This is a genomic window from Amycolatopsis mongoliensis (genome assembly GCF_030285665.1).
In the GTDB taxonomy this organism is placed as follows: Bacteria; Actinomycetota; Actinomycetes; order Mycobacteriales; family Pseudonocardiaceae; genus Amycolatopsis; species Amycolatopsis mongoliensis.
In genome coordinates, this window is sequence record NZ_CP127295.1 from 4,394,823 (window position 1) to 4,415,105 (window position 20,283).

Here is a 20,283-nt window from a genome sequence, read left to right on the forward strand (position 1 = left end):
CGCACCACTGAGCGGCATGACAAGAAACGCGGATTCCTTGTGTGCCACCAGGAATCGTGAGTAACTACGAACCATGAGGAACTTCGGATGTCAGTGCTGACACGTGCGGTGCCGCTCCTGCTCGTGCTGGTGCTGACCGCGTTCTCGCTCGGCGCCGCGGAAGCCGCGCCGGGCGAGAACGCGCCGCAGGCACCGGCCGCGGTCAACTTCCCGGTCGGCTTCTACGTCGGCGACGAGCAGCAGCCGACCACCAGCCACGTCGCGAAGCTCGGTTCGGACATCGCTTTCCCGCAGGGCCGCTTCGACGGCGCCCTGCTCGGCCTCAGCGGCCGCGTGCCGATCACCGGCAAGCTCAGCATCCCGGTGACCTCCAGCTACTTCGTCGCCTTCCGGTTCATGCCGGCCACCGGCACGGTCGAGCTGGTCCCGGCCGGGGACGTCACCGGCAGCACCCAGGTGCTGACCGGCAAGGACACCGGCTGCAAGCAGACGCAGACCAACCTCTGCGCCGACGCGGAAGTCACGGCGAAGGTCTTCGTCAAGCTGTCGAACGTCGAAGTGGACGGCAAGGCGCTCGACGTCGGCCCGGACTGCCGCACCGCGCAGCCGGCCGAGGTGACCCTCAAGTCCCTGCTGCCGCTGGCGTTCCCCGCGCAGCCGGCGAAGACGCAGACGACGTTCACCACGCCGCCGTTCGCGGGCTGCCGCGGCCACGAGGACCTCAGCCGCCTGCTCACCGGCCTGGTTTCCGGGCCGGGCAACACGTTGGTGACCGACCTCGTGCTCCGCTGCGTCGGCAGCACCGGCCCGAACGGCTGCGGGACGGCATGACGATCCAGGTGCAGCAGCGCGCCGCGAACGGCCTGCGCGAGTTCGGCCGCATGTGTGCGATGGGCCTCGACATCATCCTGGCGATGTTTCGCCGCCCGTACCAGGTGCGCGAGTTCGTCCAGCAGTTCTGGTTCATCGCCAGTGTGTCCATCGCGCCGGCGATCCTCGTCTCCATCCCGTTCGGTGCCGTGATCTCGCTGCAGCTCGGCTCGCTCACCAGCCAGATCGGCGCCCAGCAGTTCAACGGCGCGGCGAGCGTCCTGGCCGTCGTGCAGCAGGCCAGCCCGATCGTGACGACGCTGATCATCGCCGGCGCGGGAGGCAGCGCGATCTGCGCCGACCTCGGCGCGCGCAGCATCCGCGAGGAGATCGACGCGATGGAGGTGCTCGGCGTCTCGCCGATCCACCGCCTGGTCGTGCCGCGGGTGCAGGCCGCCGTCTGCGCGTCCGTGCTGCTCAACGGCCTGGTCAGCGTGGTCGGCGTGCTCGGCGGCTACTTCTTCAACGTCATCGTCCAGGGCGGCACGCCCGGCGCGTACCTGGCCAGCTTCAACGCCCTCGCGCAGCTGCCCGACCTCGTCGTCAGCTCGGTGAAGGCGGTGATCTTCGGCTACCTCGCCGGGGTCGTCGCCTCCTACCGCGGCCTGAACCCCAAGGGCGGCCCGAAGGGGGTCGGGGACGTCGTCAACCAGTCCGTCGTCATCACGTTCCTGCTGCTGTTCTTCGTCAACACCGTGCTCACCGCCCTGTACCTGCAACTCGTTCCGGCGAAGGGGACCTGAGTGGCCATCCTCGGCAAACCCGGCGACCGGCTGTTCGACCTCGGCGACCAGCTGCTCTTCTACGTCCGCGCGCTCGCGGCCGTCCCGCTGGCGGTGACGCGCTACTTCCGGGAAGTGGTGCGGCTGCTGGCCGAGGTGACGTTCGGCAGCGGCGCGCTCGCGGTGATCGGCGGCACCATCGGCGTGATGGTCGGGCTGTGCGTGTTCACCGGCGTCACCGTGGGCCTGCAGGGTTTCAGCGCGCTGAACCAGATCAACATCTCGGCGATGACGGGGTTCCTCACCGCGTACTTCAACACCCGCGAGATCGCGCCGCTCGTCGCCGGGCTCGCGCTTTCGTCCACTGTGGGCAGTGGGTTCACCGCGCAGCTGGGCGCGATGCGGATCTCCGAGGAGATCGACGCGCTCGAGGTGATGGCCGTGCGGAGCATGCCGTACCTGGTCACCACCCGGATCGTCGCCGGGTTCATCGCGATCATCCCGCTCTACGTCATCGGCCTGCTGATCTCCTACCTCGGCTCGCGGCTCACCACGGTCGTCTTCTTCGGCCAGTCCGGCGGCACCTACGACCACTACTTCACGCTGTTCCTGCCGCCGGGTGACGTGCTCTGGTCGTTCGGCAAGGTGCTCGTCTTCAGCGTCGGCGTGATCCTGACGCACTGCTTCTACGGCTACCGCGCGTCCGGCGGCCCGGCCGGTGTCGGCGTCGCGGTGGGCCGGGCCGTGCGGACGTCGATCGTGCTGATCAGCGTGCTCGACCTCTTCCTGTCCCTGGCCATCTGGGGCGCGACGACGACGGTGAAGGTGTCGGGATGAGCCGGTTCGGCACGCAGCTCGCCGGGGTCGCGTTCCTCGGCGTGCTCGTCCTGCTCGGCTATCTCGCGGTCGCCATCTACGACAAGGACTTCGACGATTCGGAGCTGGTGACGCTGCGGGCGGATCGCCTCGGCAATCAGCTCGCGCCGACCGCCGAGGTGAAGGTCAAGGGCGTGCCGTTCGGCGAGGTCCGGGCGGTGCGCAGCACGCGCACGGGCGCCGAGATCGACCTCGCGCTCGACCCGGCGAAGATCGGGATGCTGCCCGGGAACGTCTCCGCGCGGCTGCTGCCGAAGACGGTCTTCGGCGAGCGGTACGTCAACCTCGTGCTGCCGGACCGTCCACAAGGGAAGCTCAGCGCGGGCGACGTCATCGGGCAGGACCACTCGGCCAACGCGATCGAGCTGGAACGCGTCCTCGGTGACCTGCTGCCGCTGCTGCGGGCGGTCCAGCCGCAGAAGCTGAACAGCTCGCTCGGCGCGATCTCGCAGGCCCTCGACCACCGCGGGAAGCCGATCGGCGAGAGCATCGTGCAGCTGCAGGACCTGCTGGCCCAGGTCAACCCGCTGATGCCGCAGTTCAAGGCGGACATCACCGGGCTCGCCAACGCGGCCGACGTCTACACGGGCGCCGCGCCGGACATCCTGCAGGCGCTGACCGACCTGTCGACGACCGCGAAGACCATCGTGGACACCCGCGCGGACCTCGACAACCTCTACTCGAGCGTCACCAGCGCCACCGGGCACCTGAACGACTTCCTGCGGAAGAACAAGGACAACATCATCGGCGTCTCGGTCGAGAGCCGGCCGTCGCTGGAGCTGCTCTCGCAGTACTCGCCGGAGTTCCCGTGCCTGGTCGACGCGGTGACCCGGCTCAAGCCGCTGATGGAGAAGGCGCTCGGCAAGGGCACGAACGAGCCGGGCCTGCACGTGACGCTCACCGTGCAGGACCCGCGCGGCAAGTACGTGCCGGGCCGCGACACCCCGCGGTTCGACGCCACCGGCGGGCCGAAGTGCTACGGCGGCGGCGCGGCGGCCCCGGGCGCCGCCGACGGCGACCTGGGCCCGGCCAACTCGCCGGGTGAGCGGCAGCTCGTCGCCGAGCTGCTGAAGCCCACGCTGGGCGACGTGCCCGACTGGAGCAGTGTCCTCATCGGACCGGCGCTGCGCGGGACGGAGGTGACCGTCCGATGAGGAGCGTCGCGGGCCCCGCGATCAAGGGCCTGATCTTCTTCCTGGTGACCGCGGTCGCCACCGGGATCCTCGCGATCACCATCGCCAACTCCAGCGTCGGCGCCACCATCGGCTACTCGGCCCGGTTCACCGACGCCACCTCGGTCAACCCCGGCGACGAGGTCCGGATGGCCGGCGTCCGGATCGGCCAGGTCGACGAGGTGCACGTCGTCGAACACCGGCTGGCCGACGTCGCGTTCTCCGTCGACCGCGCGCACCGGCTGACGGCGTCGGCTTCGGTCACCATCCGCTACCGCAACCTCGTCGGGCAGCGGTACCTCTCGGTCGACCCGGGGGCCACGGATACTTCGCCGACGCTCGCGGAAGGCGCGCAGATCCCGCTGGAGCGGACCAAGCCCGCGCTCGACCTCACCGCGTTGTTCAACGGCTTCAAGCCGCTCTTCCAGGCGCTGTCGCCGAACGACGTCAACCAGTTGTCGTTCGAGATCATCCAGGTCCTGCAGGGCGAGGGCAGCACGATCGAGAGCCTGCTGCAGCACACCGCGTCGCTCACGTCCACCCTGGCCGGCAAGGACGCCCTGATCGGCCAGGTGATCGGCAACCTCAACACCGTGCTCGACACCGTGAACGCCCAGGGCGACCAGTTCGACGCGCTCGTCGACACGACCGCGCAGCTCGTCACCGGCCTGGCCGCGGACGCGAAGCCGATCGGGCAGGCGATCGGCGGCCTCGGCGAGCTGACCACCGCCACCGCCGGCCTGCTGCAGCAGGGGCGTCAGCCGCTCAAGGACAGCATCACCGCGCTCGGCGACCTGTCGAAGAACCTGGCCGACAACACCCCGGTGTTCCAGCAGTTCCTCGACAACCTGCCGAAGAAGCTCGACCGCATCGGCACGCTCTTCTCCTACGGCTCGTGGGCGAACTTCTACCTCTGCTCGGTGGAGACCGACGCGAAACCGGCGCCCGGCGGGCCCCCGCCCGGCATCCCCGTCACGGCCGCGAGGTGCCGATGAAACCGCCCCGGATCAAGCCGTTCCGGTCCCGGAACCCGATCGCCGTCGGCGCGGTGACCGCGCTGGTCATGGCCCTGGCCGGCAGCGCCACGTTCTTCTCCGACGACCTGCCGATCCTCGGCGGCGGCACCACGTACAAGGCCGAGTTCCACGAGGCCGCCGGGCTGAAGCCGAACGACGAGGTCCGCGTCGCCGGGGTGAAGGTCGGCGAGGTCACCGACGTGCGGCTGGCCGGCGACCACGTCGAGGTGCTGTTCCGGGTCAAGGACACCTGGGTCGGCAACCGGACGACGGCGGCGATCAAGATCAAGACGCTGCTGGGCCAGAAGAACCTCGTGCTCGACCCGGTCGGCAACGGCGAGCTGAACCCGGACCAGCCGATCCCGCCCGAGCGCACCAGCTCGCCCTACGACGTCACCGAGGTGTTCAACGACCTCGCGAGCACGGTCGGCGCGATCGACACGAACCAGCTCGCGCAGGCGTTCCGCGTCCTGTCCGACACCCTCGGCGCGTCGGCACCCAGCGACGTCAAGACCGCGTTCGACGGGATCGCAGCCCTGTCGCAAACGCTTGCGTCCCGCGACGACGAGCTGGTCAAGCTGTTCCAGAACACCAACCAGGTGTCCAAGACGCTCGGCGAGCGTTCCGACCAGATCCAGGCCCTGATCCGCGACGGCACCACGCTGCTCACCGAGCTGAACGCCCGCAAGGACGCGATCGCGTCGCTGTTCAGCGGCATCAAGAACCTCTCGATCCAGCTGCGCGGGCTCGTCGCCGACAACCAGAAGACGCTCGGCCCGGCGCTCGACCAGCTCGACCGCGTCGCGACCGTGCTGCAGCGGAACCAGGGGAAGCTGGAGGACAGCCTGCGCCTGGCCGGCCCGTTCTACCGGCTGCTCGGCAACGCCGTCGGCAACGGCCGGTGGATCGACACCTACATCTGCGGGCTCATCCCCACCGGCACCACGCCGGGCAGCTGCCTGCCGCCGAAGAACGGGGGACGCTGATGGCGCACCAGCTCATCGACCTGGGGGCCCGGGCCCGCCGGCGCGGCCGGCTCCGGGCGCTCGCGCTCGGCGTGGTGCTCGCGCTGGTGGTCTCGGGCGTGTGGCCGCTGGTCACCGCGCCCGCCGAACGCACGCTGACCGCGTACTTCGCCGCCGCCGTCGGCATCTACCCGAACTCCGACGTCCGCGTGCTGGGCGTCGCCATCGGCTCGGTGTCCCAAGTGGAACCGAACGGCACCGACGTCAAGGTGACCATGACGCTGGAGCCGGACGTCCGGCTGCCCGCCGACGCCGGGGCCGTCGTCATCACGCCGAGCCTCGTCGCCGACCGGTACGTGCAGATCACGCCCGTCTACCACGGCGGACCGCAGCTGGCCGACGGCGCTTCGATCCCGCGGGAGCGCACCGCGACCCCGGTCGAGGTCGACGACCTCCTGCACAGCCTCAACCAGCTGATGACGGCGCTCGGCCCGCAGGGCGCGAACAAGGACGGCGCGGTCAGCGACGTGCTGACCAAGTCGGCCGAGTACCTGAACGGCAACGGGCAGACCATCGGCGAAGCGATCAAGAACCTCGGCGAGTTCGCGCGCGCGGCGAGCGACTCCAAGGACGACCTGTTCGGGTCCGTCGACAACATCAGCAAGTTCACCGCGATGCTCGCCGCCAACGACGGCCAGGTGAAGCAGGCCATCTCGCAGATCGCGTCGCTCAGCAAGGTCCTGGCCGACCAGCGCGACCAGTTCTCCGGCGCGCTGACCGAGCTGACCCAGGCGCTGGGCGTCGTGCAGGGGTTCATCAAGGACAACCGCGGCAAGGTCCAGTCGAACGTGGACAAGCTGGCGGACGTCACGAAGGTGCTGGTGGACCAGAAGGACTCCCTCGCCGAAGCCCTCCAGGCGGCCCCGAACGCCCTGACGAACCTGCTGGGCGCCTACGACCGGGCGAACGGGACCATCGACGGCCGCGGCAACCTCCTCGAGTTCCCGGAGCCGAAATGAAGTCCCTGGTCAAGCTCGCCGCGGTCGTGACGCTCGCGCTGGTCACCACCGGCTGCGGCCGCGGGGTCAGCGTCTACGACATCCCGCTGCCCGGCGGCGCCGCGCTCGGTGACCACCCGATCCACGTGACCGCGAGCTTCACGAACGTCCTCGACCTGGTGCCGCAGTCCGGGGTCAAGGTCAACGACGTGCCGGTGGGGCAGGTCGTCAAGGTCGAACTGGCGCCGGACGGGCACAGCGCGATCGTCGGCCTGCTCCTCAACGGCGACGTCGACCTGCCGGGCAACGCCGTCGCGCGGCTGCGGCAGGCCAGCGTCCTCGGCGAGAAGTTCGTCGAGCTGGCCCCGCCGGACGACGCGACGCCGACCGGCCGGCTCCTCGACGGCGCGGCCATCCCGCTGGATCGCTCCACTTTGACGCCCGAAATCGAAGAGGTCTTCGGTGCGTTGTCGCTGCTGCTCAACGGCGGTGGGGTGGCGCAGGTCCAGAACATCAGCCACCAGCTCAACGACGCTCTCGGCGGTCGCGAAACCGCGGCGCGCAGCCTGCTGTCCAGTTTGGACGAATTCGTGAAGGGGCTCGACGAGCACCGCACCGAGATCACGCGGGCCATCGAGAGCGTCAACAAGCTGGCGCAGACGCTCAACGCGCACACCGACCAGATCACCACGACGCTCAACGGCCTGACCCCCGGTATCGGCGTCCTCAACCAGCAGCGGGAGGCGCTGGTCGGGATGCTCAAGTCCCTGGACGGGCTGACCTCGGTCGCCGTCGACACGGTGAACAAGAGCAAGGACGACCTGGTCGCCGACCTGAAAGCCCTCGAACCGCTGCTGCGGCGGCTGGCCGACTCCGGGGACAAGCTGCCGAAGGCGATGGAGATGATCTTCACCTTCCCGTTCCCGGACGCCGCGCTGGACGCCATCCGCGGCGACTACCTCAACGGGTTCCTCAAGGTGGGCCACTGATGCTGACCCGGTTCGTGCGCGTCCAGGTGACCGCCTTCGTCGTCATCGCCGTCCTCGGCGTCGCCTACGTCGGGGCCACCTACGCGGGCCTCGACAAGGTGTTCTTCGACCGCGGCTACACCGTCCGGGCGCAGTTCCCGACCGGTGGCGGCATCTTCACCAACGCCGAGGTGACCTACCGCGGGGTCCCGATCGGCCGCGTCGGCGAGCTGCGGCTGACCCCGGCCGGGATGGAAGCCGACCTCGAGATCGACGCCGGCACCGCGCCCGTCCCGGCCGACACCGAGGCCGTCGTCGCCGACCGGTCGGCCGTCGGCGAGCAGTACGTCGACCTGCGGCCGCGCACCGACGGCGGCCCGAAGCTGCGGGACGGGTCCGTGCTCACGCAGGCCGACACGAGGATCCCGCTGCCGGTCGACGTGGTTTTGTCGACAGTGGACTCCTTCGCCAATTCGGTGCCCAAGCCCGCGTTGCGCACGGTCGTCGACGAGCTGTACAACGCGACGTCCGACGCCGGCCCGGCGCTCGACCAGCTCGTCGGCCGCGGCATCGAGTTCGTGCAGGCGGCGAGCGCGCACGTGGCACCGCTGACCCGGTTCGTCACCGACGCGCACGTCGTGCTCGACACCCAGGTGCAGCAGGCCGGCGCGATCCGCGAGTTCGGCGCCAACGCGAAGCTGCTCGCGTCGACGCTCAAGCAGTCCGACGGCGACCTGCGCACGCTCATCCCGGCGGTCCCGGCGGCGGCGAACGAGGTCGGCGCGCTGATCCGCGACTCCGGGCCCCAGCTGGGCGTGCTGCTGGCCAACCTGCTGACCACCGCGGACGTCCTCGAAGCGCGCCAGGGCGGGCTGCGGCAGCTGCTGATCACCGCGCCGGAGGCGGTCGCCGCGGCCGCCGCGGTGGTGCGGCCGGACGGCGCGCACTTCGGGCTGTCGCTGACCTTCTTCGACCCGCCGCCGTGCACCACCGGGTACACGACGCCGTACCGCAACGGCCTCGACACTTCGACCGGCCCGCTGAACACGGCCGCGCGCTGCGCGCTGCCGAAGGGCGACCCGACGAACGTGCGGGGTTCGCAGAACGCACCGGGAGGACGGCCGTGAGGATCTTCGCGTGGGTGGCCGCGGTCTTGGCGACCGTGGCGGCCGGGTGGTCGGGGTTCACCTGGTGGCAGGCGGCGCACGACGACGGTGTCGCCCGGGCGGTCGTCCGGGAGGATGCCTTGCAGGCGGGCCGGACCGCCGTCGCCGGACTGACCACTTTGGACTACCGGCAGGCGGCGCCGGGGTATCAGCACTGGCTCGAGCTCTCGGGCGGCGCGCTGCACGACGAGCTGGCGCAGGACCGGCAGGGCAGCCTCGACCGGATCGCGCAGGCGAAGACCGTCACCACCGGCAAGGTGACCGACGCCGCGGTGACCGAAGTGGACACCGGAGCGGGCACGGCGAAGCTGATCGCCTCGGTCGAGCTGGTGGTGGCTCCTGAAGGCGGGGACGCCGTGACGAAACGCAACCGGTTCCAGGCCGACCTGACCCGCGGCCCCGACGGCTGGCGGGTTACGGGGCTGGGTCAGGTCCCGGCGGGGGAGACGCCATGACCGTGCCCACGAAGAAACGCTCGGTCAAGGTCGCCGGGCGTCACCACGACCCGAAGCCGGTCGATACGCCGGTCGTGCCACCTCGCCGCCGGGCGCCGTGGGTGCTCGCCGCGGTCGCCGTCGTGCTGGCGGGGCTTGCCGGGTGGTTCACGCTCGAAGCGCGGAGCACGAACTCCGTCGTGGCGCACAACACCGCGCTTTCCGATGTCGCGGGCACCGCGGACGCCGGGAAACAGATCAGTGCCGCGCTCGGCACGCTGTTCTCCTACCGCTACGACGATCCGGCGAAGAACGAACAGGCGGCGAAGGACCTCCTCACCGGTCCCGCGCTCGCGCAGTACGCGCAGCTCTTCGGAGAGGTCCGGAAGCTCGCCGCCGACCAGAAACTCGTGGTCACGTCGACCGCGGTGGCGTCCGGGGTGAAACTGCTGGACGGCGACCGCGCGGCGCTGCTGGTGTTCCTCGACCAGACCGGAACCCGGGGCGACGGGCAGCGCAGCACCGGTGCCGCCCAACTGAGCGTCACGGCCGAACGCGTGGGCGGGAAGTGGCGGATCACGGGGATGTCCGCGGCGTGATTGTCACGCCGACAACAGGCGTTGCCCGGTACGCAGTGAACGGAATGACAAAGTATTCCGGCGCATTCTCGATTCGTTGACAGGGATTCAATGCGGGAAATACGGTGAATCACCGATACGCCGCGAGAAATGCGCGAGGAATCCATGCTCACGAGTTCTGCACTCCGGTCTGCTTCGGACGAACGCGGGTGCCCGGTGCCGACGGTCGATATCGTCGAATCGCGCACCCCGGACGGCCTGCGATGACCGACCCCGGTGAGCTGCGCCGCTGGCTCACCGAGCGGATCGCCGGGCTCGCCGGGCTCGCGCCGGACCTGGTCGACGCCCGGGTCCCGCTGGCCGAGCTGGGCCTGTCGTCGCGGGACGCGGTGACCGTCGCCGCCGAACTGGGCGAGCTGCTCGGTCGGGAACCCGACCTCGGCCTGCTCGGCCGGTACCCCTCGATCGCCGCGCTGGCCGCGGCGCTGGCCGAGTCCCGGCCGCGACCCCGGGCGGGTGAACCGGTGGCCGTGCTCGGCGTCGGCTGCCGGTTTCCGGGGGGCATCGAGTCGCCGGACCAGCTCTGGCGCGCGCTGCTCACCGGCTCCGACGTCACCGGCACCGTGCCGCCGGACCGCCGTCCGTGGTTCGAGGCGGAATTCCGCGGCGCGTTCCTGACTGACGTCGCGGGGTTCGACGCCGCCTTCTTCGGGATCGACCCGGCCGAAGCGGCGGCGATGGACCCGAGGCAGCGGATCCTCCTGGAGACGGCGTGGGCGGCGCTCGAACACGCGGGCATCGCACCCGGGAGGCTGCGCGGCAGCCGGACCGGCGTGTTCGCCGGTGTCTCGGCGGCGGACTCGGCGCGGTTCACCGACGCCGGGGCGGCCGCGTCGCTGATCGCGAACGGGGTGTCGGAGAGGTTCGACCTGCGCGGACCCAGCATGGTGGTGGACACGGCGGGCTCGGCGGCGCTGGTGGCGGTCCACCAGGCGGTTCGGGCGCTGGCCGCGGGGGAGGCCGACCTGGCGCTGGCGGCGGGGGTCCACGTGCTGTTCGCCCCGCCGGACGACGGCGTCGTGCCGGGCGAGGGGTGCGGAGTGGTGGTGCTGAAACGGCTGGCGGACGCCCGCCGCGACGGCGACCGCGTGCTGGCGGTGATCCGCGGCAGCGCGGCCGGGTGGTCCGCCGGTCCGAACATGCGCGAGGTGCTCGCCGACGCGCACGCCGTGGCCGGATCGGACCTGCCCACTGTGGACTACATCGAGACGCGGGGTGGTCCGGACGAGGCTTTCGAGGTGATGGCCGGCGGAGCCCGCGATCCGCGACGGCCACTGCTGGCGGGGTCGGCGAGCACGGTGTTCGGCCACCTCGCCGCGGCGTCGGGGATCCTCGGGCTGATCAAGGTGGTCCTGGCCCTGTGGCACGACCGGCTCCCGCCCTCACCTGGGGACGCCGCACTCCCTCTGTCCCGTGTGGACAAACCGGCGGACTGGCCGCGGTACGCCGGCACCGCCCGCGCCGGCGTCTCGGCGTTCGGCTCCGGCGGCACGGGAGCGCACGTCGTGCTCGAGGAATGGCCGAAACCGCTCGAACCCGCCACGCCCGGCTCGCGGTGGAACGGCCGGCCACAGGTCTTCACGGTGTCGGGCCGGTCGGAGCCGGCCCTGCGCCGCCGGGCCGGCGAGCTGGCGGACTGGCTCACCGGGCCCGGCCGGGGGACCGCGCCGGGCGACCTGGCCGCGACACTCGCCCGGCGCCGGGAGCAGCTGCCGCTGCGGGCCGCCGTCGTCACGTCGTCCCGCGCCGCACTGGCCGCGGGCCTGCGGGCCGTCGCCGGCGGCGGGACCACGGCGGACGTCGTGCGGGGTACGGCCGGGCGCGAGCTGCCGCGCCCGGTCTTCGTGTTCTCGGGGGCCGGCTCGCAGTGGCCGGCGATGGGACGGCGGATGCTGGGCGCCGAGCCGGAGTTCCGGGCCGCGGTGGCCGCGCTCGAGCCGGTGTTCCTGGCCAAGGCGGGGTTCTCGCTGCGGGGCGCGTTGCGCCGGCCGCTCGGCGACCCGGCCGTCGTGCCGCCGCTGGTGTTCGGCCTGCAGGTCGCCCTGGCGGGGTGGTGGCGGGCACACGGCGTCGAGCCCGCCGCCGTGCTCGGGCAGTCGGCGGGCGAGATCGCGGCGGCCGTCGTCGCCGGCGTGCTGGACGCCGAGACCGGGCTCGACATCGTCGTCAGCCGGGCGAACCTGCTCTCGGAGCTGCCCGCCGGTGCGATGGCCGTCGTCGAGCTGTCCGCCGCCGAGGTGCTCGAACTGGGGTTCCCGGGCGTCACGGTCGTCGAACACGCGTCGCCGGCGCAGTGCACGGTCACCGGCGGCGCCGAGCACGTCGCCGCGCTGGTGTCCTATGTGGACGGACGTGGGCGGATGGCGCGCCTGCTGGCCGGAACCGGGCACTCGGCCGCCGTCGACCCGATCCTCGGCCGGTTCCGCGCCGGGCTCGGTCAGCTGCGGCCGGTGCCGCCGGCGACGGCGTACTACTCGAGCGTGCTCGACGACCCGCGCGCGGTGCCGACCTTCGACGCCGGCTACTGGACCGCCAACCTGCGGCGTCCGGTCCGGTTCACCCAGGCGGTCGCGGCCGCCGTCGCCGACGGGCACCGCTGGTTCGTCGAGGTCTCGCCGCACCCGATCGCACTGCCGGCCGTCGAGCAGACCGCGGCCGGCGTCCGGACGCTGCCCACCCTGAGCCGGCGCGACGGTGAAGAAAACGCTTTCGCGCGTTCGCTGGCCGAACTGCACGCGGCCGGGCACCCGGCGGTGCTCGGCCGGCGGTACCCGGAGGCGCCCGTGCTCGACCTGCCCCCGCCCCCGTGGGAACACCGGACGTTCCGGCCGCCCCGGCGCAGCGCCGGCCATCCGCTGCTCGGCACCCGTGTCGAGGTGCCGGACGAGGGCAGGCACCTGTGGCAGGCGACGATCGCGCCGGACGCGCCCGCGTGGCTGGGCGAGCACCGGGTGCACGACGTCCCGGTGTTCCCGGCGACCGGGTTCCTGGAGCTGTTCCTGGCCGGCGCCCGGGAGCTGTTCGGCACCGGTCGCGTCCGGGTCGACGTCCTCGAAGTGCACCGGACGCTCGCGGTGACCGGGGAAACGCTGCTCAGCACGGAGATCCGGGCCGACGGCACCGCCGTGGTGCGGGCGAAGACCGGCGCGGGCTGGGTGCGGCACGCGACGGCGTGGGTCTCGGCCGACACCGAACCCGCTCCTCTTGCACTGTCCGAAGTGGAGGATCCCGTTCGCGCGGCGGTGACCCCGTCACCGCCGGGGTACGCGCTGCACCCGGTCCTGGCCGGCAGCTGCGTGCGCGCGCTGACCGGCAGCCGCCCGCCGGCCGGGTTCGGCCGGGTCCGCCTGCTCGGCGACCCGAGCCGGGGCGTGCGGTGCGAGGCGGCGCCGGCCGACGGGGTCGTCCAGCTCGTCACGGAGGACGCCGAAGTCGTCGTCGACTTCGGTGACGTCCGCGCCCAGGCCGGGGGCGGCGTGCCGCTCGCCGCCCGCGTGTTCGGGACGGCGTGGCCGCAAGTGCCGCTGCCCCCGGTCCCGCCGGCGGGACCGGGTTCGTGGCTGCTGCTCACCGACGAGCACCCGGCCGCGCTCGGCCGGGCCGTCGCGCTCGCCCTCGCACTGGCCGCCGCCGGGGACGAGGCGCTTTCCCTGCCGCAGGACGACCTCGGCGAGCTGCCGGGGTTCCTGGCCGAGCGGCCGGTGCGCGGCGTCGTCTTCCTCGCCGGAGCGCCCCACGCCTACCGCGATCCCGTGGACGCCCAGGACCTGCTGCGCACCGTCCGCTCGGTGCTCGCCCGCCTCGGGCCCGGCGTCCGGTTCCACCTGGTCACGCAGTCGGGCGGCGAGCCGGGGCTGGCGTTCCTGCGCGGCCTGGTGCGGGTGCTCGCCTTCGACCGGCCGGGGTTGCGGGCGACGCTCGTCGACTGCGACGCCCGGTCACCGGTGGACGTTCTCGCTCGCGAGCTGCGCTCGGACGCACCGGACGACGAGGTGTGCTGGCGCCACGGCGTCCGGTACGCGGCCCGGTTGACCCGCGTGCCGCTCGTCGACGGCGGGTCGACCGGCCCGGGCGCGTACGTGATCACCGGCGGCTTCGGTGCGCTGGGCTCGGCCACCGCGCGCTGGCTGGCGGGCAACGGCGCGACCCGGATCGTCCTTTGCGGACGGTCGGGCGGGGAGGCTGGACTGTCCGGAGTGGACGTCGTGACCGTCACCGGTGACATCGCGGAACCCGGTGTCGCGGAACGGCTCGTCGCCGCGGCCACCGCGGACGGGCTGCCGCTGCGGGGAATCGTGCACGCGGCGGGCGTCCCCGGCGACGACGTCTCGGCCGTGTGGCGGCCCAAGGTGCTCGGTGCGCGGCGGCTGCACGAAGCGACCGCCGACACCCCACCGGACTGGTGGCTGACGTATTCGTCGTCGGCGGCGCTGGTCGGCGCGCCCGCCCGGACGGCCCTCGCGACCGCGGACGCGTGGCTGGACGCGTTCGCCGCCTGGCGTCGCTCGCGCGGGCTGCCCGCGACGACGGTGAACTGGGGCGCGGACCCCGTGCTGGACCCGTTGCCGGTGGCCGAAGGACTCGACGCCCTGCCCGCGGTGCTCGGTGCGGACCGGCCGTCGGCCGGGATCGGCCGGCTCGACGCGGGCCGCGTCGCCGGGCTGTTCCCGGAACTCCTCCGACGGCCGTTCTTCTCCGAAGTGCTGACGGGCGTTCCCGCGACCGCGCCCGAGCGGCTCGCGGACCTCGTCGCCGGGCTGCTCGGCGGCCCGGTGCCCCGGGACGTGCCGCTGGTCGAGCTGGGCCTGGACTCCCTGACGGCGATGCGGGCGCGGGCGGCGGCCGAGCGCGAGTTCGGCGTCACGCTACCGGTGCCGCTGCTCCTGCGGGGCGCGAGCCTGGACGACCTCGCCGGGTACGTGACGGGTACACCGGTCCCCGCGCCCGAGCGGCCGGCGCGGGTGCTGCGGCCGGACGAGCCGACGCTCTAGCGTCACGCGTCGCCCTAGGTCAGGGTGGCGCGGAGGGCGAGGATCATCTCGAAGCGGTCGTCCGGATCCCGCAGGTGGTCCGCGAACAACGTCTCCAGCTCCTGGGCCCGGGCGCGGACCGTCTGGGGGTGGATCGCCAGGCGGTCGGCGACCTCGCGGACGTTGCCGCACGTCTCCAGCCAGGCCAGCAGCGTCCCCGCCAGGCGGTTGTACTGCTTGGGGTTCAACGCCGTCAGCGGGGCCAGCCGGCGCCGGGACACCTCGGTCGCGAGGAACGGCTCCTTGCACAGCCACAACGTCGCCAGGTGGTCTTCGCACCAGGTCAGGGGCTCGTCCGGGAGGACGTCGGCCGCCACCAGGCGCAACGCCTCCTGCGCCGTCGCCAGGGAACGGCCCGCCTGACGCGGGGGCACCGGAGGACCGACCGCGGCCCGGTGACCGGCCAGGGCCGCGATCAACGCGGAACGGTCCGAAGGCACCGGCAGCAGCAGCCGCGGCGTCCCGTCTTCCAAGTCCTCCAGCGCGTCCAGCCCGGTGACGTCCGCCGGGCCGGCCAAGGCCACCGCGACCAGCCGGTGCGGCAACGGCCAGTCCGCCGCCGTCGCCGCTTCCTGGACCGTCCGCGACGGTGCCGGCGGGTCGGCCAGCAGCAGGTCGAGCAGCCGGCGGCGACGGCGTTCCAGCGCGCCCGCCGCGCGGGCCTGCGCCGCCGCGTGCCCTTCGATCGACAACGCCGACAGCTCGTCGATGTAGGCGAAGATCGCCTCGGCCAGCAGGCACAGCGTCGCCGACGGCACGCCCGCCCGCGTCCCCACCTCGGCCATCCGCCGCCAGGTCACGCGCGCGCCGACCCGGTACGCCGCCTGCAGGACGTCGAGGTTGCGGCCCTGCGCGAGCTCGTGCACGCCGAGCCCGACGAACAGCTTCCGCCGCGAGTCCGGCACCGGCCCGGACGCGGCGATCCGGTCGATGAACTGCAGGATCGCCGCCTGCACGCCGGCCCGCAGCGCCTTGCCGAAGGCGCCGTCGAGCGGCCGCGCGTAGTCCGGGATGGTCCGCTGGATCTCGCGCAGCACCTCGTCGGCGACGTCGAGCATCCGCGGCCGGAACACCGCGGCCAGCTCCCGGGGGAGCAGGGCCCACAGCTGTCCCGGCCGGCCGTCGCCGCTCAGCATCGGCCCGAAGGCCGATTCGCCGGACGGTCCCGTCACTAGTCTCACCACTCCTTCGGGATGAGCCGATCTCAGGAACCGAGCAGGGCCTCCGCCCGCAGCGCGATCTCCATGTCGAGCCGGTCGTCGGCGTTGTCGAGCCGGTCGCCGAACAGGTCGACGAGCTGGTGCATGCGGTACCGCACGGTCTGCGGGTGCACCTTGAGCTTCTTCGCGATCTCGGGTGCGCTGCCGCGGGACTGCAGCCAGATCAGCAGCGTCTCGCCGAGGCGCGCCCGTTGCTTCGGGGTGAGGTCCCGGAACGGCTCCAGGCTGCGCGAGCACAGTTCGCGGACCAGGAACTCGTCGGCGAGCAGCCACAGCGTGGAGAGGTGGTCGGTGCAGCGCGTGACCGGCGCGTCCGGCAGCACGCCGCGCTGGACGAGCTTCAGCGTCCGGCGCGCCCACAGCAGCGACCGCGGCGCGTCGGTGAGCCGCACGGTCGGGCCGATCACCGCGCGCCAGCCCTGCAGCCGCTCGGTGAGGTTCTTCAGGTGCTTCTCCGCGTCGCCGGTGACCAGGCACGGCTCGCCGCCCTCGAGGTCGACGAGGACGTCGGAGTGCAGGTCCGGCGCGGCGAGGCTGTGCTGGTCGGCGCGGGGTTCGAGGGCGACGACCGTGACCTCCGCCGGCAGCGCCCACTGCGCGGTCGCGGCCTGCGCGCTGATGGTCTGCGGCGCCGACGGCGGGTCGGCGAGCAGCAGTTCGAGCAGCCGTCTCCGGCGGCGCGCGCGGGTGCCGGCGGCGCGGGTCTGCGCCGCCGTGTAGCCCTCGATCGAGAGCGCGGAGATCTCGTCGACGTAGGCGAAGATGGCTTCCGCGCTGGTGCACAGCGTGTCCGCGGCGAGCCCGGCGGCCTGCCCGAACTCGGAGATGTGCCGCCACGCGACGCGCCCGCCGACCCGGTAGGCCGTCTGCAGGCAGTCGAGGCTGCGCCCCTCGTTGAACTCGATCTTGCCCAGGTTGCGGAACACGGTCGTCCACGTTTCGAGCGGTACGGCACCCGGGGTGCCGACACTGTCGAGGCATTGGATGATCGCCTGCCGGACACCCTGCGTGATGATGTGCCCGAACGCGCCTTCGAGCGGCTGGCGGTACTCGGGCACCGCCCGCTGGACCTCCTGCAAGATGGCGCGGGCCAGCGGGTCGACCCGCGGCTTGAAGCGGATCGCCAGCTCGCGGGGCAGCGACGCCCACAGCCCGATGGCGCCGGAAGCGCGCACGGGCCGGGGTTCCGCCGGGGTCCGCGGGGCGGGTGGGTAGGCGGGCCGGGGCCGGTCGGCCGACACGGACTGCTGCCGGTACGCCGGTCCGGAAGAGCGCTCGCCGGGGTTGGGCCGGCCCGTCCGCAGTGCGGGGGTGGCGAACCCGGTGTCCATGTCGGTCATGTGTTTTATCCTTGCTGGCAACAAAACTGGCCTCTTCGTCGTCGAAGCCGGTCCGGATTTTGTGGCTCAGGCAACATAATTTCGCGCGAACGGCACTGTCAACGGGTTCTCCGCTGACTTTGCGGTAACCCGTCCGGACTACACCCGAACGGGTGGAACGGCGCGATGAGAGGTGACACTTCCGCTTCGGGCGGATGGTGCGCGGATGACAACTTTTCAGGAGGGTGTTTTCCGGCCCGCGGCGGCCGTGAGCCGCTCGACGACGTCGTCCAGGGTCAGCCGCGCGGGCTCGGTCCCCGTGACGAACTCGTTCAGCAGCAGGCAGAACCCGTCCGGGTCGGACACATGTGGAAAGTGTTTCGCGTTTTGCCGCACGGTCAATCGTCCGTTCGGCAGCAGTTCGGCGGTCCGGTGGCCGTGTGCCACGGGGATGAGCGGGTCCCGCGCGCCCCAGACCAGCAGCGTCGGCACGGCCTCGGCCAGGTAGAGCTTCTCGACGGCGCTCGCGCGCTGCCCGCGCAGGTCGATCAGGCTGCGCGCGATGAACAGGAACGCCCGCCGCCGCGCGGGATCGGCCAGCGAGCCGAAATGCCGGGCCAGCTCCCGTGTTTCAGTTTTCAACGACCCGCCGAGCCGGCGTCCGAGCCGGGCCGCGGCCCGCGCGATCGCGAGCGTCACGCGGTTCACCGCGCACGCCAGCACGGCCGGCGCGCCCGGCAAGGCCGTGGCCCGCAGCACCGGGCTCACCTCCGGGCCCAGCCCGGCGCTGCCGACGAGCACCAGCCGGTCGCACATTTCCGGGAACTGGTAGGCGAACTGCATCGCGACGCCGCCGCCGAGCGAGTGGCCGACGACGGTCGCGTGCCGCACGCCCGACACCGCCAGCACGTCCCGCACGGTGCTCGCCAGCGCGCCGAGGCCGTAGTCGGCGCGCGGTGCCTCCGATGCGCCGTGGCCGGGCAGGTCGGGTGCCAGCACGCGCCGGCCCAGCGCGGCGCACCGCGCCAGGACCGGGGCCCAGGTCTCGGCGCTGCCCGCGATCCCGTGCAGCAGCACGATCGCTTCGTCGCCCGCGTCCGACGGCGGCGTGTGCTCGTGCAGCCGGATCCGGCGGCCGTGGAGGGTGAGCGTGTACGTCTCGAGTGTCATCGGCGGCCTTTCTCGCGAACCCGAAAATAGGGCATCCGACTACTTGCACCCGATGTGGCGAACACCACTTCGGCCGAATGCGGGTGTGCATGACAAGAACGGAACCGGAAAGGCGATCGGAAGTGCGGGTTCTGCCGGATTCACCGGTAATGCCTCTCGACATTCCGCCGGTATCCGCGTATTCCTCGAAGGCATGGTCGCAATGACGCACCGGACGCGCTGATGTCCTGCCGCGCGAGTTTTCCCCTCCCGCACCAGCAGCTCCCGCCGCCGCGGCCGGGGCGCCGTGCGTGGTGGCGCGTGCTGCCGATGCCGGTGCGCGCGCTCGACCGCGCCCTCAGCGCTCCCGCTCACCGTCCGGCCGGTGCGCGCGCATGAGCCGCTGAGCCCGCAGGGCGAGCTGCATGCCCAGGCGGTCGTCGGCGTCCTTGAGCCGGTCGCCGAACAGCTCCTCCAGCTGCCGCAGCCGGTTGCGCACGGTCTGCGGGTGGACGCCGAGGCGCTGCGCGATCTCGGGCGCCCCGCCGCGCGTCTCCAGCCAGGCCAGCAGCGTCTCGCTGAGCCGGTCACGCTGCTTCTCGCTGAGGGAGGCGAACGGGTCGAGGCTCTGCCGGGCCAGCTCGGCGGCCAGGAAGTCCTCCGCGAGCAGCCACAGGGTGGCGAGGTGGTCGCGGCACCAGATGATCGGTCCGGGGACGTCCGGGCCGGACAGCAGCAGGGCCCGGCGGGCGGTGCGCAGCGCGGCCGGGGCGTCGGCCAGCGGCACGGTGGGGGACACCGCGGCCCGCCACCCGTCGAGCTTGGCTTCCAGGGGCGCGAGGTCGGCGTCGGGATCGCGGGTGAGCAGGTGCGGCTCGGGACCGTCGAGGTCGGCCAGGACGCCGTCGCCGAGCAGGTCGGCGGGGAAGTCGGCGGCGTCGGGACCGCGTTCGAGGGCGACCATCGCGGCGGTCTCCGGCAGCGGCCAGCCCGCCCCGCCGGCGAGCCCGGCGATGCTGGTCGCGGCGCCTTCGGGGCCTTGGACGATGAGCTCGAGCAGCCGCCGGCGGCGGACCGGGACGGCGCCCTCGGCCTCGGCCTGCGCCTGCTGGTAGCCCTCGATCGCGGTGGCGCACAGCTCGTCGACGTAGGCGAAGATGGCCTCCGCGGCGACCGAGATCACGGCCGGGTCGACGCCCGCGGCGACGACGCCGGGGTGCATCGCCCGCCAGGCCACCCGGGCCCCGACGGTGGCGCTGTCCTGCAGCGCGTCGAGGTTGCGGCCCTCGGTGAACTCGATGCGGCCGCGGCCGCGGTAGAAGTCGGCCCAGTGCTCGTGGGACAGGTCCGGCTCGCCCATCGAGTCGACGCAGTGCTGCACGGCGTACTCGACGCTCTTGACCAGGACCTTGCCGAACACACCCTTGAGCGGCTGGCCGTAGGCGGGGACCGTGCGCTGGACCTCCTGGATCATCGAGGCCGCGGCGTGCCCGACGTGCGGGCGCAGGCCCGCGCCCAGTGCGCGCGGCAGCGAGGCCAGCAGGCGGAAGCTGCGGTACTCGACCACGAATCCCCCTTCGAGTTCGTCCGGGCGGAGCAGAGCGTATCCGACGGTTGTGTCACTGAAAAATCAACGAGGTGTTCCCGGAAAGGGTGACGCGGTGACGTCCTTTTGACACGGACGGGTGGGCGTTCTACGCTCCGTGTCAGATGGCGGGATATTTCTGGGGCGCCAATTCC

General features: G+C 72.5%; 16 protein-coding genes. 12 read left to right on the forward strand and 4 right to left on the reverse strand.

Annotated features, from left to right (window positions below):
• Window positions 1-87: 87 nt before the first annotated feature.
• The 12 genes from QRX60_RS21495 (at window position 88) to QRX60_RS21550 (ending at window position 14,816) form a co-directional block, all read left to right on the forward strand.
• Window positions 88-831, forward strand: a complete 744-nt coding sequence (locus QRX60_RS21495) for a hypothetical protein (protein WP_286002552.1) — start codon at window positions 88-90, stop codon at window positions 829-831.
• On the forward strand, window positions 828-1,613 hold the full coding sequence (locus QRX60_RS21500; protein WP_286002553.1) for an MlaE family ABC transporter permease: 786 nt from the start codon (window positions 828-830) through the stop codon (window positions 1,611-1,613). Before QRX60_RS21495 ends, QRX60_RS21500 begins: the two co-directional genes overlap by 4 nt.
• A complete protein-coding gene (locus QRX60_RS21505; protein WP_013229372.1) occupies window positions 1,614-2,429 on the forward strand; it encodes an MlaE family ABC transporter permease in 816 nt (271 codons plus the stop codon).
• Window positions 2,426-3,622 (forward strand): MCE family protein, encoded by a 1,197-nt coding sequence (locus QRX60_RS21510; protein ID WP_286002554.1) that lies wholly within the window; start codon window positions 2,426-2,428, stop codon window positions 3,620-3,622. Before QRX60_RS21505 ends, QRX60_RS21510 begins: the two co-directional genes overlap by 4 nt.
• A complete protein-coding gene (locus QRX60_RS21515; protein ID WP_286002555.1) occupies window positions 3,619-4,635 on the forward strand; it encodes an MCE family protein in 1,017 nt (338 codons plus the stop codon). Before QRX60_RS21510 ends, QRX60_RS21515 begins: the two co-directional genes overlap by 4 nt.
• The gene (locus QRX60_RS21520; protein ID WP_286002556.1) at window positions 4,632-5,642 is read left to right on the forward strand and encodes an MCE family protein; all 1,011 of its coding nucleotides are present in this window, start codon (window positions 4,632-4,634) and stop codon (window positions 5,640-5,642) included. The genes QRX60_RS21515 and QRX60_RS21520 overlap by 4 nt, the downstream gene beginning before the upstream one ends.
• Window positions 5,642-6,640: an MCE family protein gene (locus tag QRX60_RS21525; protein ID WP_286002557.1), complete on the forward strand. Its 999-nt coding sequence runs from the start codon at window positions 5,642-5,644 to the stop codon at window positions 6,638-6,640. Before QRX60_RS21520 ends, QRX60_RS21525 begins: the two co-directional genes overlap by 1 nt.
• On the forward strand, window positions 6,637-7,608 hold the full coding sequence (locus tag QRX60_RS21530; protein ID WP_286002558.1) for an MCE family protein: 972 nt from the start codon (window positions 6,637-6,639) through the stop codon (window positions 7,606-7,608). The genes QRX60_RS21525 and QRX60_RS21530 overlap by 4 nt, the downstream gene beginning before the upstream one ends.
• On the forward strand, window positions 7,608-8,714 hold the full coding sequence (locus tag QRX60_RS21535) for an MlaD family protein (protein ID WP_286002559.1): 1,107 nt from the start codon (window positions 7,608-7,610) through the stop codon (window positions 8,712-8,714). The genes QRX60_RS21530 and QRX60_RS21535 overlap by 1 nt, the downstream gene beginning before the upstream one ends.
• The gene (locus QRX60_RS21540) at window positions 8,711-9,208 is read left to right on the forward strand and encodes a hypothetical protein (protein ID WP_286002560.1); all 498 of its coding nucleotides are present in this window, start codon (window positions 8,711-8,713) and stop codon (window positions 9,206-9,208) included. Before QRX60_RS21535 ends, QRX60_RS21540 begins: the two co-directional genes overlap by 4 nt.
• The gene (locus QRX60_RS21545) at window positions 9,205-9,786 is read left to right on the forward strand and encodes a hypothetical protein (RefSeq protein ID WP_286002561.1); all 582 of its coding nucleotides are present in this window, start codon (window positions 9,205-9,207) and stop codon (window positions 9,784-9,786) included. Before QRX60_RS21540 ends, QRX60_RS21545 begins: the two co-directional genes overlap by 4 nt.
• A gap of 242 nt (window positions 9,787-10,028) precedes the next feature.
• Window positions 10,029-14,816: a type I polyketide synthase gene (locus QRX60_RS21550; RefSeq protein ID WP_286002562.1), complete on the forward strand. Its 4,788-nt coding sequence runs from the start codon at window positions 10,029-10,031 to the stop codon at window positions 14,814-14,816.
• Between the two features lie 14 nt (window positions 14,817-14,830).
• Here the strand turns inward: QRX60_RS21550 and QRX60_RS21555 are convergent, their stop codons facing one another.
• From QRX60_RS21555 to QRX60_RS21570, 4 genes are all read right to left on the reverse strand, one after another.
• Window positions 14,831-16,027 (reverse strand): helix-turn-helix domain-containing protein, encoded by a 1,197-nt coding sequence (locus tag QRX60_RS21555; RefSeq protein ID WP_286002563.1) that lies wholly within the window; start codon window positions 16,025-16,027, stop codon window positions 14,831-14,833.
• Window positions 16,028-16,059: 32 nt separating this feature from the next.
• Entirely contained in the window at window positions 16,060-17,250 is a 1,191-nt protein-coding gene (locus QRX60_RS21560; protein ID WP_286003661.1) for a helix-turn-helix domain-containing protein, read from the reverse strand.
• 381 nt (window positions 17,251-17,631) lie between these two features.
• Window positions 17,632-18,564 (reverse strand): alpha/beta fold hydrolase, encoded by a 933-nt coding sequence (locus QRX60_RS21565; protein WP_286002564.1) that lies wholly within the window; start codon window positions 18,562-18,564, stop codon window positions 17,632-17,634.
• Between the two features lie 337 nt (window positions 18,565-18,901).
• Complete coding sequence (locus tag QRX60_RS21570) at window positions 18,902-20,110, reverse strand: PucR family transcriptional regulator (protein WP_286002565.1); 1,209 nt, start codon at window positions 20,108-20,110, stop codon at window positions 18,902-18,904.
• Window positions 20,111-20,283 lie beyond the last annotated feature (173 nt).